A 16313-nucleotide genomic window follows, 5' to 3' on the forward strand; every position below is an offset into this window, starting at 1 on the left:
GGCACTGGCGCGGGCACTGGGCGTACCGGCTGGGGAATTGCTCAGCGACGACTAGACGCTGTGTTTTTCCTACCCTGACCTCAATCTGCGCCGAGCCCGCCACGCCGCCGGCCTGTCGGTCTATGACTTGTGTGAGTAAGACAGGCCGAGGCGCACTGACAGATGAGGTGAGCGAAATGGAAGCTTGCTTCCGATTTCCGAGCCGATTGATGCCTGTTGACGAGGCCTGAAGGACCGACGAGCATAAGTAGCGGGCGCTTCTGGCGGCGGCCTCTTCCACTACGATGAGCGGACAAAAACGTCGAGGTTGGGGTGCTTGGAGATGGATTTCACCAGGGAGGAATTGGAACAAGCGCTGCGGGCCATTGTCTCGGCGATGAGCAAATGTGAAAAGGTGCAGGAAAAGCTCAAAGAGGGCACTCCGCAGCATTCTCTCACTAGAAACCGAATCGAGGCATTTCGGATCGCGTCGGCGCTGATCACCAGGGCAATTGAGGAAGTCTGACATGGCGAAAAAGCTGCGGAAAATGCTGGGTGACGTCAATGCGCCGTCAACCGTCGCGTTGAGAGAATTGATTGACACGCAGAGCAAGGACACCATCCGGAAGTGGTGTCTCGACTACGCCGAAGACAAGGTTTTGCCGATCTTTGAGAAGCACTGTCCGGACGATGCCCGGCCGCGAAACGCCATCGGCGCCGCACACGACTATCTCGACGGCAAGGTCAAGTTCCCCGCAGTTAAGGACATCATTCTGAATCAATGCCACGCGGCGGCTCGCGAACTTGACGCCAAACCGATCGCCCAAGCAGCCGCCAGGGGTGTTGGGCAAGGCTCGGCGGTGGTCCACACCTTGACGCATTCGCTGGGCTTGTTCTTCTATGCCGCCGCGGCGGTGGCCTACGACCGGCTGGGGCTCGATGCCAGCGGTGAGGCCTATGCCGAGATTGCCGAGGAGGTTTGCCTCGACTACACCAACGCCCTGCTTGCGGTCGCGGTGGAGAACGAACCAAGCCCGGCCAAGCTCAAATGGAATTGTTGACAGGATGTGGACGGGCAAACAGCGCAGTCAAAGCGCCACGACGATCATGCTACGGCGCCTCGGGCGGGTCAGCCGCAGGGCTATCACATCATGATGCAGTCTCTTGTGATGGCGTGATGTAGTATTCCTTCATGCGCACAACCGTAACTCTGACGCCGGAGGCTGAGGCCCGGGTCAGGGCGGCCATGGCCCAAGGCAGGTCGTTCAAGGACGTCGTCAACGAGGCGATCGTAAGTGCGCTGGCTCCAGGGCAAACCAGGCCCTTTCATAGCCAGACCTACTCCTTGGGCAAGTTCAATCCAGTTGGTTTGGGGCTCGACTATGACCAAAACAAAGCTCTCGCCCTGGCCGGTTTGCTTGAGGACATCGAACTGGCCAAGAAACGTGAGATGGGCAAGTGAAACTGGTCGACGCAAACGTGCTGGTCTATTCGATTGATTCAGATGGTCAGCACCACAGCAAAGCCCGCCGGTGGATGGACCAGGCCTTGTCGAGTCCCGAACCGGTCGTCTTGCCCTGGCTTTGCCTGCTGGCCTTTGTTCGCATCACTACCAACCCTCGGCTTTACGAACGACCCCTCACCGTCGATCAGGCGTTGGACGTGGTGGAGCGGTGGCTGGCCGCCCCCGCTGTGCGTACGGACATCGCTAGCGGCGGGGTCTTGCCCCGGCTGCGCCAGGCGCTGAAACAGAGCGGGGTTGGTGGCAACACCGTCAATGATGCCTACCTGGCAGCCTTGGCGCTGGAAGTTGGGGCCGAGCTGGTCAGCTTTGACACTGACTTTGCTCGCTTCGAAGGCCTGACCTGGACCAACCCGGCGGCCCTATTGGGAGCGGATAAATCCTGAGTGGCAATCGACCGCAGCTCCGGCCTCCGTTTTTCTCGAGCCCCAATTCTCAATCCCAGCCCCACCCCGATAACGCCGCTAGTGGCACAGAGATCGCCATGGACGGCGCTGGATTGTTCGGTTCGAACCTGAGTGCAGGCAACGGGCCCCGACGCAACTAGCCCGGTCAGCCAGGTCTCAGGAGCGATCAATCGTCGAGGCGTAGATGCGCTCGAAGAACGGCAGGGTTTGGTGAACCAGCGGTCCAATCAGTAACGCCTGGGCCAGAGTGCCGGCCCCGACCTGGCCGCCCAACACATAGCCAATGATGAGTACGGTGATTTCTATCCCCGCGCGAATCGCCCAAATTGGCCAGCCGGTGCGCCCGTGCAAGCCCGTCATCAACCCGTCGCGCGGTCCAGGTCCCAGCTGCGGCGCCAGGTAGATCGCGGTGGTGCAAGCCAGTAGCAACAACCCGCCGGTAAAGAGCAGGATCTGCCACAACAGGTGGTCAGGTTGGGGGATGACGTGCAGGCCAAACTCAGCAGCTGGCCCCACCAGGAGCACATTTATGACCGTGCCGACTCCGGCCCTTTGCCGCAGTGGTATCCAAAAGAGCAGCACCACCAGGCCAATCAAGTTTGTCACCAGGCCAAAGGACATCCCGGTGGTTCTAGACAGGCCTTGGGCCAGCACATCCCATGGCGGGATCCCAATCGAGGCTTGAATCATGGCGGCAATGGCGATGCCGAAGGCGAACAACCCGAGCAGCAACCATGTCAGGCGAAGCCCGGCCCTTAGAACCACAGGAGATAGCTAACCGCTGATTTGGCCTCATCGGTAGCCTTGCGGCGCGTCAATTCGGCCTGTCCACCACTGACTAGGCCTGATTGGTAGCCTTGCGGCGTGTCCAACCAGCCTGCCCAAGGCCTGAGCAGCGCTGAGGCGACCCAGCCTGTCGCCGGCCTGAGCAGCGCTGAGGTAGCCCAGCGTGTCGCCGCCGGTCAGGTCAACGCCACACCAGGAGGCTCGAGCAGATCTGCCGCAGACATTTGGCGGGCCAACATTTTCACGCCCTTCAACGCACTGCTGCTGTCATTGGCCGCTGTGGTGATCGTCGTTGACCGGGGGTTCATGAATGCACTTTTCGGCATGGTCATGGTATTCAACTCCGGCATTGGCATATTCCAGGAGTTGCGAGCCAAACGCAAATTGGACCGACTAGCCATCCTCAATGCGCCAAGGGCCACAGTTGTCCGCGACGGCCAGGCCCAGGAGGTCGCGGTCGAACAGGTGGTCCTGGGTGACACCCTCAAGCTGACCTTGGGCGACCAAGTTGTGGCAGATGGCCAGGTCATCGAGTCGCGCGAGCTGGAAATCGATGAAAGCCTGCTAACCGGCGAATCTGACCCAGTGGTCAAAGCGGTCAACGAGCAGGTGTTGAGCGGTTCGATTGTCGTGGCCGGCAGCGGGCATATCCACGTCACCGCCGTTGGCGCCGATTCCTATTCATACAAGATTGCCGCCCACGCCAAACGCTTTAGGCAGGCCAAATCCGAGTTGCTTCACTCAACTAACCGGTTGCTGAAGTGGATTTCCTGGATGCTAATTGTTGTAGCGCCAGTGCTGATTTGGGGCCAATTGCGGATCAGCACCGACAATTGGCGCCAAGCCGTGGTCAAGGCGACTGCGGCCATCGTTGGCATGATCCCCGAAGGCCTGGTGTTGCTGACGTCGATGGCTTTCATGCTGGCGGCCGTGGCGCTGACCCGCCGCCAGGTCCTGGTCCAGCAAATGCCGGCGGTTGAGGGCCTGGCCCGGGTCGACACACTGCTGCTCGACAAGACTGGCACCCTGACCGAAGGCAGCATCCGCTTCGAGGCCATGGCCGAGGTAGAGGCAAATGACCAAGCCAAAGACCGCCTTGACCAGGTCTTGGTGACTCTGGCCAGCCGCTCGGCCAACCCGACCAATCTAGCCATTTTGGAAGCTTTCCCTAACACCGAGCCGTTCGAGGTCAGCGGGGAGGTGCCTTTCAGTTCGGCCCGCAAATGGAGCGCCATCACCACCAGCAAAACGACCTGGGTTATGGGCGCACCAGAGATCCTGTTTGCCGCCAGCCCCACCGACCGGCACTTCGTCAAAGCCAAGGAAACCGCCGCCCAGGGTAAGCGTGTGCTGGCGCTGATGTCCGGCACTGGCCCACTGGCCGGCCAAACCCTGCCTCCCCAGATGCGCTGCCAGGCGCTAATTGTTCTGAGCGAGCGGATTAGGCCGGACGCCGGTGAGACTCTGGGCTATTTCGCCCAGCAGGGCGTCGACATCAAGATCATCTCTGGCGACTCGCCGCTAACTGTGGCGGCGGTGGCGCGCCAGGTCGGTGTGGGGCAAGGTCAGGCCGTGGCCTTTGATGCCCGTGATTTGCCCGATGCCGGCCCCGACCTTGAGGAGATCGTCAACCGTTGCGCTGTGTTTGGCCGGGTCCAACCTGAACAGAAACGGCAAATCGCCCAGTGCCTGCAGGCTCAGGGCCGGGTCGTGGCCATGACCGGTGACGGCGTCAACGACGCCTTGGCTTTGAAAGACGCCGATATTGGCATCGCCATGAACTCCGGGGCGGCCGCCACCAAGGCCGTGGCCGAGTTGGTTCTGCTGGACAACAAGTTCTCCCATCTACCTAAGGTCTTGGCAGAGGGCCGGCGGGTCATCGCCAATATTGAACGAGTCGCCAACCTGTTCCTGATCAAGAACGTCTATTCACTGGCCATGGCTCTGGCGGTGACGGTGGCGGGTTTCGCCTACCCCTATCAGCCCAGCCAGATGACAGTCATATCAGCACTGACGATCGGTATTCCGGCTTTCTTCTTGGCCCTTGGACCTAACAGCCGGATCTACCAGCCGGGCTTCTTGAAACGGGTCTTGGAGTTCGCCATCCCGGTGGGGGTGATCTGTGCTGCCGCCATGATGGTGAACTACACGCTGATTCAGAAATCTGAGGTCAGCACCGTCGAGGCTGGCACATCGACCTCGATTGTGCTGGTAATTGTCGGTTGGTGGGTGCTGTTTTGCTTGGCCCGGCCGCTGCGTCCTTGGAAAGTGGCGCTGATTGCGGCGGTGGCCGGTCTGTACATAATGATGGTGACGGTGCCCTGGTTGGCGGAGTTGTTCCACTTTGCGGTCAAGTGGCAGGCCGTGCCGGTGGCGGTTCTGGTTGGTGCCATTGGCGCCGGGCTGGTCGAAGTGGTCTGGCGCCTGACTAGGCCTTGAGTCGCCAAAACTGGCCAATCCGCTGTTTGGCTGTGCCAAGTCAGCCAGGGATTGTGCTTCTAGGCCGCTGCGGGTGACGTTTGGTGTCGTTTCACTAAAACCTCTCATCGTGCGGCGTCGTTACACCGTTTCGGCGATCAAGACTTGGGCAATGGCACAGGTGGCTGGTTCGCCTGAAAGATCCAAACGGTGTAACGACGCCACACGATTGGGCGAAATGTTGTAACAGCCACATTCGATCCAGCGGCGGTTCGTCAGTGGGCTGCCCGGCAGTCAGCCTGGGACCAGCCGAAGCTTGGAGTCGTCAGACTCGGTGGTGGTGACGTTCCTCGGAGTCGCGGAATTGGGGCGGTTCTTCGCTGTGGGAATAATCCGAGAGCCCAGGCGTTGTAGCTGACTGTCAACCCGGTCCCGTCTTCGGGTTGGTGGCCCGGGTCGCGACGCCTGATCGTTACGGCCCGGGCCATCCTTAGTTTTGGCCCGGGCAATACCCAGTCCCAAAGACCACCTGGACACCGGTCGGCTTGATACAGGTCGGGGCAAAGGATCGGGCGCCCGGGCTAGCAGGCCGTCTGGCTCCGGTTAAGCCATGCCCAAGCCGCTCCAGCCGCCTGGGCTAGCATGCTGCCCGGTGAAACAGACAGACTTCTTGGACCAAAAACGCCTTGAAGCTGCCCTTGTGGCCGGCGGGCAATACCACGCCATCAGCGTGGTGGACCAGATCGATTCGACCAACGCCCAGCTACTGTCCGCGCCTAGTCCGGGCCACATGACAGCCCTATTGGCCGAGCACCAGACCCAAGGACGCGGCCGGCTCGAAGCCGGTCCAATTGGGGCCACGCGGACCTGGCAGGCCCCGCCCCTGCGCGCGCTACTGCTTTCGGTGTTGGTCCGCCCGCGGGTGGGTGGCCCGCAGCTGACTTTGGCCATGGCCCTGGCCGCACTTGAGGCCATTAACGAAACCGGCCCGCCAAGACTTGTCTCGCCACTTGGCCCGAGGCCGGTCACCCAAGACCGCCACCTGTCGATCAAGTGGCCCAATGACTTGATAATTGGCCACAAGAAACTGGGCGGAATCCTGGCCCAGGTTGGCGCAGATGGCAGGATCGTCGTTGGGTTGGGGCTGAACGTCCACCAAAGCCAAAGTGAGTTGCCTAGCCAAGCCGCCACTTCGCTGCGGCTTGAGGGCTACCAAACCAACCGGACCGAGCTGGCGATTTCTATCCTTGAGGGCTTTGGCCGGCACTACCGAACCTGGCGGGCTCGCCCGGCCAGCCTGATTGACCAGGTCCGGCCTCACATGAGTACTTTGGGGCAAGTCGTCATGGCTAGTCTGCTTGGAGGCAGGACTCTGACGGGCACCGCTATTGACCTCGACCAGGCTGGCCGGTTGAGTTTGCGCCTAGACAGCGGGCGGCTCGCCAGCCTCGATGCCGGCGAGGTGACGCATCTGCGTCCAGGTAGCCTAAGTCGAAAGGCGTGACGGGCCTAGTCCCAGGTGACCACCGCCACTTGCAGCAGGTCCACAACCTTTGGCGGGCACTTATCTTTGAGGCACGGGCCCCCGCTACGCGGGCATCAACCCTGAAGCATGCCGCGCCTAGTCCCAGGTAGCCAGAACCGGAAGTCGTGACGGGCCTAGTCCCAGGTGACCACCGCCACTTGCAGCAGGTCCACAACCTTTGGCGGGCACTTGTCTTTGAGGCACGGGCCCCGCTATGCGGGCATCAACCCTGAAGCATGCCGCGCCCTGCCAAATTGACCGCCATCACCTAGGGTGTACTGCGTGGCCCAAGAGGACCCCCGGTCCGCGGCCCCAGGCGAATACTCGACGGCGGAAGACAGGGCGTCGACCATTGCTGGTGCCCCGACCTTACTGACGCTCGGCCAGGTGGCTGATCAGGCCGGCGTGTCCCGCGAGCGGATCGCGGCGTTTTGGGCCGCCATGGGTATGGCGCTGCCACCGGAGGAGGCCGAGTATTTCACCTCAGCAGACGTAGACGCGCTAATCGCCGCGACCGAGGTGGTCGACTACGGCGTGCTGGGCCGGGAAACCGAAACCGCCCTGCTCCGGGCCTTTTCCCACACGTCCGAGCGACTGGCCTGGTGGCAGATCGAAAGCTTGGTAGCTGATGCGGCCGCGCGCTTTGAACTGGATGATCTCAGCGCCCGGTTGGTGGTCTTGGACCGGATCAGCGACCTGGCCGATATTTTTGAACCCCAGATGGTCTACGCCTGGCGGCGTCATCTTTCCTCGATTATCCGGTTCATGGGTGCAGGTCTGGCCCTCGAAGCCGGCGAAGGCGGCCCCGGGGAAGCAGTCGACCGGTCAGGGGGCGATCTGCCCTTAGAACGTGCCATTGGTTTCGCCGACCTAGTGGGCTATTCGACCATCTCCCACGACCTGGACGCCGCCGCCCTTGAGGCTTTGGTGGGCGACTTCATGGTTCAGGGCCGTGACATTGTCACCCGCGGCGGTGGCCGGGTGGTCAAGGAAATGGGCGACGGCATCATGTTCGCCACTGACGAACCAGTTAGGGCGGCCCAGATTGCCTTGGACTTGGCCCGGGACATCGGGGCCGACGGCCGCACGCCCCCGGCTCACGTTGGCCTGGCTTGGGGCCGGGTGCTGGGCCGTTTCGGTGATCTTTTTGGGCCGCCGGTTAACCTGGCCTCACGGCTGGCGGATTTGGCCGGGCCACGCCAGGTGGTGGTTGACCAAGCCACCGCGGTTGTCCTAAACGACGAGGTTGACCTGCAACTTCAGCCGTGCGAGCCGGTCGAGCTGGCCGGTGTGGGCCTGGTCAAGCCTTTCTGGCTGAGGCACGCGGCCTCTTAGGCAGAGCCGATTCGTTTGGCCAGGTTGTCCGCCACCGCGCCATAGGCGGCCGATGCCGGCGAGCCCGGATGGCTTTGGACCACCGGTTTGCCTTCGTCCCCGCCTTGGCGAATCGCAATGTCGAGCGGGATTTGGCCCAGTAGATCGACTGGCTGCCCCAACGACTGGGTCAAATTGGCGGCGACCTGCTGGCCACCGCCGGTGCCAAAGAGTTCCAACTTCGAGCCGTCCGGCTGGGCCAGCCAGCTCATGTTTTCCACCACCCCGACAATGGGCTGTTTGGTTTGCAGCGCCATGGCACCGGCCCGTTGTGCCACCTCGGCGGCGGCGGCTTGGGGCGTGGTCACAACGATGATCTCCGATCCGGGGATCAACTGGGCGATCGATAGCGGCACGTCACCGGTACCAGGCGGCAGGTCGATTAGGAGAATGTCGAGATCACCCCAGTAAACGTCGGTCATGAACTGGGTCAAGGCCCGGTGCAGGACTGGGCCGCGCCAAACCACTGGCCGGCCCGGCGGTACCAACATGCCCATCGAAAAGACTCTCACCCCGCTGGCCACCGGCGGCAAAATCATGTTTTCCATTTGCATCGGCTCGGCCGTCACGCCCATCATGCGCGGCATCGAGTAACCGTAAATGTCGGCATCCAATACGCCCACTTCGAGGCCTTTGGCGGCCAGGGCCAAAGCCAAGTTGGCCGCCAGCGAACTCTTGCCGACCCCGCCTTTGCCGCTGGCGATGGCGAAAACCCGGGTTTTGCTTTCTGGATCGTTGAAAGGAATCTCCGGAGCCTGCCCACGCAGCTTTTCCTGCAGGGCCTGCCTTTCGTCATCGGACATCACACCCATTTTCAGCGTGACCAAGCCGACGCCACCCACCTGAGCAATCGCGGTTTTGACATCACGTTCGATCTGCTTGCGCATGGGGCAGCCGGCCACGGTCAGGGCGATTTCGACGCTGACGGCGCCGGCCTCGCCTACCTCGATGGAGCGGACCATGCCCAGCTCAGTAATGGGCTGGCGGATCTCAGGATCGATGACCTTGGCCAGGGCGGCCGTGACAGATTCAACGGTGGGTGTAGACACGGTTTGTCAGTCTAGTCTGGCCGCGCCGCCGAACCGCCGGCCGGGCCCGGCAGATGCACTGCCAGACCGCCGGGCCTGGCAGATGCGCTGCCAGACGGCTAGATGTTAGGCGGCCAGCTGGGCTATCCAGGCTTCGATGGCATCGGCGCTGCGTGGCAAAGCGGCCGAGAGGTTGACCGGCCCGGCGGCGGTGATGAGGATATCGTCCTCGCAGCGCACGCCAATGCCGCGGTATTCGGCCGGGATGGCCAGGTCTTCCGGCTTGAAGTAGAGGCCAGGCTCAATGGTGAAGATCATGCCTGGCTCCAGCCGGCCGTCAACGTAGAGCTCCTTGCGCGCCTGGGCGCAATCGTGGACGTCGAGCCCCAGGTGGTGAGAGGTGCCGTGGACCATCCAGCGGCGGTGCTGTTGACCCTCCGCCGCGAGGGCCTCGGCCGCTGTCACCGGTAGCAAGCCCCATTCCTCCAGGCGTTCGGCGATGACTTGCATGGCAGCTTCATGCACATCGCGGAACAAGTTGCCAGGCACGGCGGCGGCGAAGGCGGCATCGGCCGCTTCAACCACGGCCTGCCAGACGCGCCGCTGGGTCGCAGAGTAGCGGCCACTAACCGGGATAGTACGGGTCAGATCGGCCGTGTAAAGCGAGTCGACCTCGACGCCGGCGTCAAGTAGCAGCAGGTCACCGGGTCTGACCGGGCCGGTGTTGTCGGTCCAATGCAGCGTGGTGGCATGACTTCCGGCGGCGGCAATGGTCTCATAACCGACGCCGTTGCCACCTATGCGGGCGCCGGCCTCAAAGGTGGCTTCGATCACCCTTTCGCCGCGCTCGGCGGCGACGGCTTGGGGCAGGGCTTTGACCACCTCTTCAAAGCCTTTGATGGTGGCGGCGATGGCTTTTTTCATTTGGCCGATGCCGTATTCATCCTTGATCAGCCGAGCTTCGGCCGCCGCTTCGGCTAGGGCGGCGTCGGGGTTGGTGGCGGGGTCGTCGCCGGGCGCCACGGCACAGCCTGCTTCCGCCCTGATCTTTTGGACCAGCTCGGTGACCTGGGCCTCGGCATGGGCGATGACACGCAACTGGACCATGCCGGCGTCTTTGGCCAGAGCGTCAGGCAGGGTATCGAGGTGGGCCGTGCGGATGGAAGTGACGGTGGCCATTTGGTCCAGCGAGGGCCGCCGGCCCACCCAGAATTCGCCGCGGGCGGCGTCAGCGTAGAACTCGGCTGTGTCCTTGGTGCCGGGAGGGCTCAAATACAGCACGGCCTCATGGGTGGGTTGGCCGGCGCCCAGGGCAGCTTCGGTCTCCTCGACTGGTTCGAGCACCAGCACGGCCTCGGCCTCGTGGTTCAAACCCAAGGCGGTCAGGTGGGCAAAGGCCGTGTTTGGGCGGAAGCGGTAGTCGGTGTCATTGGAGCGGGCTTTGGGCTTGCCGGCCGGAAAAACCAGCCGATCGCCTGGGAAAACGTTGCCCAGCGCCTGGCGGCGGGCGGCGGCGGCGCCAGCCCCTTCGAGGCGGCGAGTGAGTTCCGGTTCAACCGGGGCCTGGCCCCAGTCCTTGGTCATGAACTCGCGGAAGGCCTTCGAGGTCGGTTTGATCGACCGGTTGGCGACGCGCTCGGTGATTGGCTGGTCGTCCATGCCCTAATGGTGTCACCTTCGCTGGGCTAGCCCAAGCCCGGCGACATCTGCCCAAAACCGAGTTCTGGGTCCAGCATCGTGCCAAACCCCAACCTCACGAGTCTGGGCGTTGTGCCAACTGAGGGGCGGGGCCAGGGTTGTTGTCAGGGATTGGCTCCGGGCATGTGACTTTGGCGATGCTGGCATCGCCCCAAGTCACGGCGCGTGACCACAACTGCGCGCCGCCCCGGCCCCAAACCAAAGCCCGGACTGGCGGAACTAGGAAGGCTGGCCGGGGTTGTTGGTAGGGTTGGCGCTGGTGCCCGCCTGGGCTCCAACCACTGTCAGCCGCGCTGGGCTGGTCCGGGTTTGCAGGTCTGCCTGTTGGCCGCAGACGAGTTTGAGCGCGGTTAGCGAGACAGTCCTTTGGTAGACAAGCGAGGGGAGGCGACTATGCGCATTGTTCCTGGAATCCGTCAAACCAACCGGGAATCCCGCACCAACGGGGTTGCAGAACGAAAGCCAGACCCGCCTGCGCCAGCCGATCCGCCGCCCGCCGCCAAGGCTCGCAGCGAGGCTGAATCACTGGTCACCGCCGCCATCTACCAGGACGGTGAGCGTGTGGCCACAACCGGCTCGCTGTCAGAGACTTTTGGCCAGCTACGCGACAACCCCGGCGCCATGGCTTGGATTGGCCTTTACCGACCCAGTGCCGAGACCATCGGCACCCTGGCAGAGCACGCCCATCTGCACGAACTGCTAGTCGAAGACGTTATCCAAGCCCATCAAAGGCCCAAACTGGAGCGTTACGACTCGACGCTGCTGGTGGTGTTGCACCCGGCGCGCTACCTCAACGCCGAAGAAGAAGTCGAATTTGGCGAGCTTCACGTGGTGCTGGGCCGCGATTATGTCGTCACGATCCGTCATGGCGAGAACCCCGAATTGGGCAGTGTGCGCCGGCGCCTGGAGTCCGAGCCCGACTTGCTTTCGACCGGGCCAGAATCAGTTATGTACGCCGTCATGGACGCGGTCGTGGACCAGTACGTGCCGGTTTACCACGGCCTAGACAATGACATTGATGAGATCGAGTTCCAGGTGTTCAGAGGCGACGCGGATGTCTCACGACGCATCTACGAGCTATCCCAAGAGGTGGCCGATTTTGGCCGCGCTGTCAGGTCAACCGGACGAATCCTAACCGACCTTTCGGCTGGCTTCGCCAAGTACCACGTCGCCCCCGAACTGCAGTCATACCTGCGTGACGTGGCTGATCACGTCACGGAAGTCAGGGAACGAACCGACGCCTTCCACCATTCGCTGCGCGACATTCTGACTGTCAACGCCACTTTGGTGGCCCAGCGCCAGAACGAAGAGATGAAACACTTGGCGGAGCAATCCAAGGCCGAGAACGAGCAGATGCGACGCATCTCGGCTTGGGCCGCCATAATCTTCACCCCGACCGTCATCACCGGCGTTTATGGCATGAACTTCAAGCGTATGCCAGAGCTGGACTGGATTATGGGTTACCCATTCGCCGTCAGTATGATGCTGGTCTCGGCCGGGCTGTTGTTCTTCCTGTTCAAGCGCAAAGACTGGTTGTAACGGGCTGTCAATCCGGCCGGCCCTCTGTCGGGGGCAAAAAAGGTGGCTTCGCCTACACAACTGGGGCACTCAGCATCGGGCAAACCTGTCACACTTAACCTTGTGAAAATCGACCTCCACGCCCACTCGACCGTCTCGGACGGTACCGACACGCCAATACAGCTTGTCAGGAAGGCGGCGGAGGCGGAACTGGATGTGGTCGCTCTGACCGACCACGACTCCTCGGCCGGCTGGGATGATGCCGTGCGGACCGCGTCGAGGTCGGGAGTTTGCCTCATCCGGGGGGCCGAGTTTACCTGCCTGTGGCAGGGTGTGGCCGTTCATATGCTGTCCTACCTGCATGAACCGGCCTTCCCGCCGCTGGTCGAAGAACTCCACCGGGTGCGTCAGGCCAGGCTGGACCGAGCCAGGGTGATGGTCGAAATGGTGGCCCAGGATTTCCCCATCACCTGGGAGGACGTGGTGGCACAGACCGGGCCGGGGGCCGCCGTTGGCCGCCCGCATGTGGCCGACGCCCTAGTTGCCGCTGGTGTGGCGCCAAACCGGACGGCCGCTTTCAAAGAGATCCTGCACTCCCGCAGTCCCTATTGCGTGCGGCATTATTCCTCCGATGCCATAGTCATGGTTGAGATTATCCGGGCCGCCGGTGGCGTGCCCGTCTTTGCCCATCCCGGAGCAATTCACCGCCAGCGCCTAGTGGGAGACCAGGCCATTATGGAAATGGCCGAGGCCGGCCTGGCCGGGCTCGAGGTCTATCACCGCGACAACCCCGCGCCGCAGCGGGCCCGGTTGTTGGCCCTGGCCGAGCAGCTCGACCTGCTGGTAACCGGCAGCTCTGACTATCACGGCGAAGGCAAGGCTAACCGGCTGGGCGAAAACACCACTCCACTGGAGGTTCTGTTAGAGATCGTGGCTCAAGGCGAGCTTGGTCCGGCGGGGGCCGACAAAATCTAGTGGGCGCGCTGGCTGGCGTTGGCGTCAAAGTTGTCCTAGCTGGACTGTTGGGGTTTGGGCTGCGCCGAAAGGGCTTCGTCACGGCCGAGCTGGCCCAGGATCTGGGCAAACTGCTGCTGAGCGTGATCGCGCCGTTCGCCATTGTGGCCGCAGCCACTCGCCCCTACCAGGCTGAGCTGGCCTCCTCGCTGTACACCACGCTGGCGGTTTCGGTGACCTACTTTGTCCTGGCAGTGGCCCTAGGTGTGGCCGTCTCCCGGATGACGCCAATGGAGGTGGCAGAACGCCGGGCTTTGGTCTGCCTTTCAACCTTCCCTAATATGACCTTCATTGGTATGCCGATTGTGGCCGAGCTGTTCGGGGCGGCCGGGTTGCTCTGCGCGGTGGTGGCCAATTTGGTCTTCAACCTGTTTTTCTTCACCTTCGCCGAAAACTACATGGGCTCGGTCGGCTTCAAGCTGAAGACCATAGTGACCTCGCCGGTGGTGATTGCCTGTGTCGTGGCGGTGGTGATCTTTTTTGGCCGGCTGCCGGTGCCGGACGCCTTTGGCTCGGCCTTCGCCATGTTGGGTGGGGCCATGGCGCCGATCGCCATGATGATTGTTGGGTTTGGGTTGGCTGAGTCTTACCTGGGCGAGCTGATCAGGAATCCCTTTGGCTACCTGGCTGGCGGCATGAGGCTGCTGTTTTGGCCGGTGCTGGTGTTGGTGGCAGGCCGGCTTTTGGGGCTGGACACTTTGGCGGTCAATTCGGCCACCATCTTGTTCGCCATGCCCTGTGGCACTATGACCGTGATGCTGGCAGCCCGCAGCGGCCGGGCCTACCGTTTCTGCGCCCAAAGTGTGGTCCAGTCCAACGCCATGATGTTCCTGACCTTGCCCGGAATCTACTGGCTAATACAGATTTGGCCCTAGGGGCGTGGTGAATAACCACGCCCCGGCCGCCTTGCACGCAAGGTGGCGCGAGCGCCACCTGCGAAAACGCGGTGGCAAGCACAGTTAGTGGCCTAGGGGACTGGTGTTGAACACCAGTCCCCTAGGCCACACGACTAGCCGCGCGGCGAACTAGGCGCGACTGGTTTGCCCCCTCGGGTACGGCGCCTGGAGCGTTGCCGGCGAACTGGCGACTCGGCATCGGGCAACGGACGGTCCTTGGCCTGGCCACCCTGAGCGCCCTGCCGGCTTTTGCCCCCGCCTTGGCGACGCTTGGGGTCATGCGTCCGGGGGGCGGAACCGCTGGCCCGCGACCTGGCTTTGGACCGGCCATCGAAGCGACGCTTTCCGGTTTCACCCAGATCTTCGACCTCCTCTGCCGCCAGGCCGGCTAGGGTTCGCTGCGCCTTGGGCAGGAAGCTACCAGCTGAGGCGTCTATGTCCAGGTCTGAATAGAGGTGGTCAGATGTGTGGTAGGTCTCTGGCGGTTCGGAAATGCCAAGGTCAAGGGCCTTATTGATAAGACCCCAGCGCGGCATCTCATCCCAGTCGACGAAGGTTATGGCGGTGCCTTTGTTGCCAGCCCGTCCGGTGCGCCCGGTACGGTGCAGGTAGATCTTGTCATCCTCCGGGCACTGGAAATTGATGACGTGGGTGACATCGTCGACATCGATGCCCCGGGCAGCCACATCGGTCGCCACCAGCACGTCAACCTTGCCTTTGCGGAAGGCTCGCAGGGCCTGTTCGCGGGCGCCTTGACCAAGGTCTCCATGGATCGAGGCGGCGGCGAAACCCCGGCCGGCCAAGTCGTCCGCCACTTTGGCGGCAGTGCGTTTGGTCCTGGCGAAAATGATGGTCCGGCCGCGGTCCTTGGCCTGCAAGAGCCGGGCCAGGATCTCGACCTTGTTGAGCGAATGCACCCGGTAGGCGACCTGGTGAATGTCTTTGACGGTGGCGCCTTCATCTTCTGGGTCTTGGGCGCGGATGTGGGTGGCCTGGACCATATAGCGCCGGGCCATTGTCACCACCGGGCCGGGCATTGTGGCGCTAAACAACATGGTGTGGCGTTCAGTCGGCATAGCCGCCAGCAGGGTTTCGACATTTGGCAAGAAACCCATATCAAGCATCTCGTCAGCCTCATCCAGTACCACTGTGGTGACGTGGCCCAAATCGAGGCGGCCTTGGCGCATCAGGTCGATCATTCTGCCTGGTGTGCCAACTACAACCTCAACCCCGGAGTTCAAGGCGGCGATTTGCGGCTCGAAGGCCCGCCCGCCGTAAACCTGCAGCACCCTGACGGAGCGGTTGGTTGCGGCCAGTTCAAGGTCGCCGGCCACTTGGACGGCCAGTTCGCGGGTCGGCACTATCACGACCGCTTGTGGCTTGCCCGGTGCTTCAAGCCCGTTCCAACCGCTTTCATCTGGTCCGGCGGCCTTTTGCAGCAGCGGAATGCCGAAACCGAGGGTCTTGCCGGTGCCGGTTTTGGCCTGGCCAATAATGTCGTGGCCGGCTAGGGCGACAGGCAGGGTAAGAGCTTGGATGGGAAAGGGATGGACGATGTCGTAGCTCGCCAAAGCGTCGACAATGCGTTGGTCAACGCCCAGGTCTAAAAAGGTCTCGCCGACCGGCGCCGCATAGGTGGCAGTCAAAATATCTCCAGTTATAGATCGGTCGGGACGTGGACTAGGTAGCGTCCCGTGGCAGCCGATCGCACAAATCTCTGGTTACATCTCGCTTGCGGCCGGTCAGCCGTCGTTTTGCCTCCAGTCTAGCCGCCCTGGCGGTGGCGGGTGTTCGCTGATCGAGTGAAGGCGGCTGTCCGTGGTGGTCAGCAACTGGTCAGGAACCAAACCCGACTCGGCGTGGCGCGCTGTTGCCAATGGTGACATAGGCGATGGCCCGGACTGGAATCAGGTGGGTATCTCCGTTCTGATCAGCCAGTTCAAGCAGGCCGCTGCCCTGTTCAATGGCGGTGGCAACTTTGGCTCTGATCTGATCTTGGTCGGGTGGCGACTTGATGGTCAGTTCGCGTTGAGCTTGACGCAGCCCGATGGTGATTTCCACAGGGCGATCCTACTGACTGCGCCTGGGCGATGGACAACACCGACTGGTTGGCGACGCCTAGGGAATTTTCTACCAGCCCCCTAGTTG

Annotated in this window: 15 protein-coding genes; 10 read left to right on the forward strand and 5 right to left on the reverse strand. The window is 62.4% G+C overall.

Features of this window, described 5'->3' with window-relative positions; genetic code table 11:
* Window positions 1-322 precede the first annotated feature (322 nt).
* The 4 genes from FWD29_04905 to FWD29_04920 all read left to right on the forward strand — a co-directional run bounded on the left by FWD29_04905 (window position 323) and on the right by FWD29_04920 (window position 1887).
* Window positions 323-505, forward strand: a complete 183-nt coding sequence (locus FWD29_04905; GenBank protein ID MCL2803273.1) for a hypothetical protein — start codon at window positions 323-325, stop codon at window positions 503-505.
* Window position 506: 1 nt separating this feature from the next.
* On the forward strand, window positions 507-1040 hold the full coding sequence (locus tag FWD29_04910; GenBank protein ID MCL2803274.1) for a hypothetical protein: 534 nt from the start codon (window positions 507-509) through the stop codon (window positions 1038-1040).
* Window positions 1041-1171: 131 nt separating this feature from the next.
* The gene (locus tag FWD29_04915; GenBank protein ID MCL2803275.1) at window positions 1172-1441 is read left to right on the forward strand and encodes a hypothetical protein; all 270 of its coding nucleotides are present in this window, start codon (window positions 1172-1174) and stop codon (window positions 1439-1441) included.
* Window positions 1438-1887 carry a PIN domain-containing protein gene (locus FWD29_04920; protein ID MCL2803276.1) on the forward strand — a complete coding sequence of 150 codons (450 nt, stop codon included), beginning with the start codon at window positions 1438-1440 and terminating at the stop codon, window positions 1885-1887. The genes FWD29_04915 and FWD29_04920 overlap by 4 nt, the downstream gene beginning before the upstream one ends.
* 177 nt (window positions 1888-2064) lie before the next feature.
* Here FWD29_04920 and FWD29_04925 read toward each other — a convergent pair whose 3' ends face one another.
* Complete coding sequence (locus FWD29_04925) at window positions 2065-2673, reverse strand: hypothetical protein (protein ID MCL2803277.1); 609 nt, start codon at window positions 2671-2673, stop codon at window positions 2065-2067.
* 99 nt (window positions 2674-2772) lie between these two features.
* Here FWD29_04925 and FWD29_04930 point away from each other — a divergent pair, with 99 nt between their 5' ends.
* The 3 genes from FWD29_04930 to FWD29_04940 all read left to right on the forward strand — a co-directional run bounded on the left by FWD29_04930 (window position 2773) and on the right by FWD29_04940 (window position 7972).
* Complete coding sequence (locus tag FWD29_04930; protein MCL2803278.1) at window positions 2773-5133, forward strand: HAD-IC family P-type ATPase; 2361 nt, start codon at window positions 2773-2775, stop codon at window positions 5131-5133.
* Between the two features lie 631 nt (window positions 5134-5764).
* A complete protein-coding gene (locus FWD29_04935) occupies window positions 5765-6616 on the forward strand; it encodes a biotin--[acetyl-CoA-carboxylase] ligase (GenBank protein MCL2803279.1) in 852 nt (283 codons plus the stop codon).
* A 303-nt stretch (window positions 6617-6919) separates the two neighbouring features.
* Complete coding sequence (locus FWD29_04940) at window positions 6920-7972, forward strand: adenylate/guanylate cyclase domain-containing protein (GenBank protein ID MCL2803280.1); 1053 nt, start codon at window positions 6920-6922, stop codon at window positions 7970-7972.
* Here FWD29_04940 and FWD29_04945 read toward each other — a convergent pair.
* Entirely contained in the window at window positions 7969-9060 is a 1092-nt protein-coding gene (locus tag FWD29_04945; GenBank protein ID MCL2803281.1) for an Mrp/NBP35 family ATP-binding protein, read from the reverse strand. The genes FWD29_04940 and FWD29_04945 overlap by 4 nt on opposite strands.
* A 105-nt stretch (window positions 9061-9165) precedes the next feature.
* Complete coding sequence (locus FWD29_04950) at window positions 9166-10698, reverse strand: aminopeptidase P family protein (GenBank protein ID MCL2803282.1); 1533 nt, start codon at window positions 10696-10698, stop codon at window positions 9166-9168.
* A gap of 432 nt (window positions 10699-11130) precedes the next feature.
* Between FWD29_04950 and FWD29_04955 the strand changes: the two genes are divergently transcribed.
* The 3 genes from FWD29_04955 to FWD29_04965 all read left to right on the forward strand — a co-directional run bounded on the left by FWD29_04955 (window position 11131) and on the right by FWD29_04965 (window position 14144).
* Entirely contained in the window at window positions 11131-12276 is a 1146-nt protein-coding gene (locus FWD29_04955; GenBank protein MCL2803283.1) for a magnesium and cobalt transport protein CorA, read from the forward strand.
* 102 nt (window positions 12277-12378) lie between these two features.
* Window positions 12379-13230 carry a PHP domain-containing protein gene (locus tag FWD29_04960; protein MCL2803284.1) on the forward strand — a complete coding sequence of 284 codons (852 nt, stop codon included), beginning with the start codon at window positions 12379-12381 and terminating at the stop codon, window positions 13228-13230.
* On the forward strand, window positions 13230-14144 hold the full coding sequence (locus FWD29_04965) for an AEC family transporter (protein ID MCL2803285.1): 915 nt from the start codon (window positions 13230-13232) through the stop codon (window positions 14142-14144). The genes FWD29_04960 and FWD29_04965 overlap by 1 nt, the downstream gene beginning before the upstream one ends.
* Window positions 14145-14278: 134 nt before the next feature.
* Here FWD29_04965 and FWD29_04970 read toward each other — a convergent pair whose 3' ends face one another.
* Window positions 14279-15811 carry a DEAD/DEAH box helicase gene (locus tag FWD29_04970; protein ID MCL2803286.1) on the reverse strand — a complete coding sequence of 511 codons (1533 nt, stop codon included), beginning with the start codon at window positions 15809-15811 and terminating at the stop codon, window positions 14279-14281.
* Window positions 15812-16001: 190 nt separating this feature from the next.
* Window positions 16002-16226: a DUF3107 domain-containing protein gene (locus FWD29_04975; protein ID MCL2803287.1), complete on the reverse strand. Its 225-nt coding sequence runs from the start codon at window positions 16224-16226 to the stop codon at window positions 16002-16004.
* Between the last annotated feature and the right edge of the window lie 87 nt (window positions 16227-16313).

This window comes from Micrococcales bacterium, assembly GCA_009784895.1.
Classification (GTDB): Bacteria; Actinomycetota; Actinomycetes; order Actinomycetales; family WQXJ01; genus WQXJ01.

Bases quoted from the DNA above. Each gene is read 5' to 3' on its own strand.
- FWD29_04905 (MCL2803273.1), top strand. From the start codon at position 323: ATGGATTTCACCAGGGAGGAATTGGAACAAGCGCTGCGGGCCATTGTC.
- FWD29_04910 (MCL2803274.1), top strand. From the start codon at position 507: ATGGCGAAAAAGCTGCGGAAAATGCTGGGTGACGTCAATGCGCCGTCA.
- FWD29_04915 (MCL2803275.1), top strand. From the start codon at position 1,172: ATGCGCACAACCGTAACTCTGACGCCGGAGGCTGAGGCCCGGGTCAGG.
- FWD29_04950 (MCL2803282.1), bottom strand. From the start codon at position 10,698: ATGGACGACCAGCCAATCACCGAGCGCGTCGCCAACCGGTCGATCAAA.
- FWD29_04955 (MCL2803283.1), top strand. From the start codon at position 11,131: ATGCGCATTGTTCCTGGAATCCGTCAAACCAACCGGGAATCCCGCACC.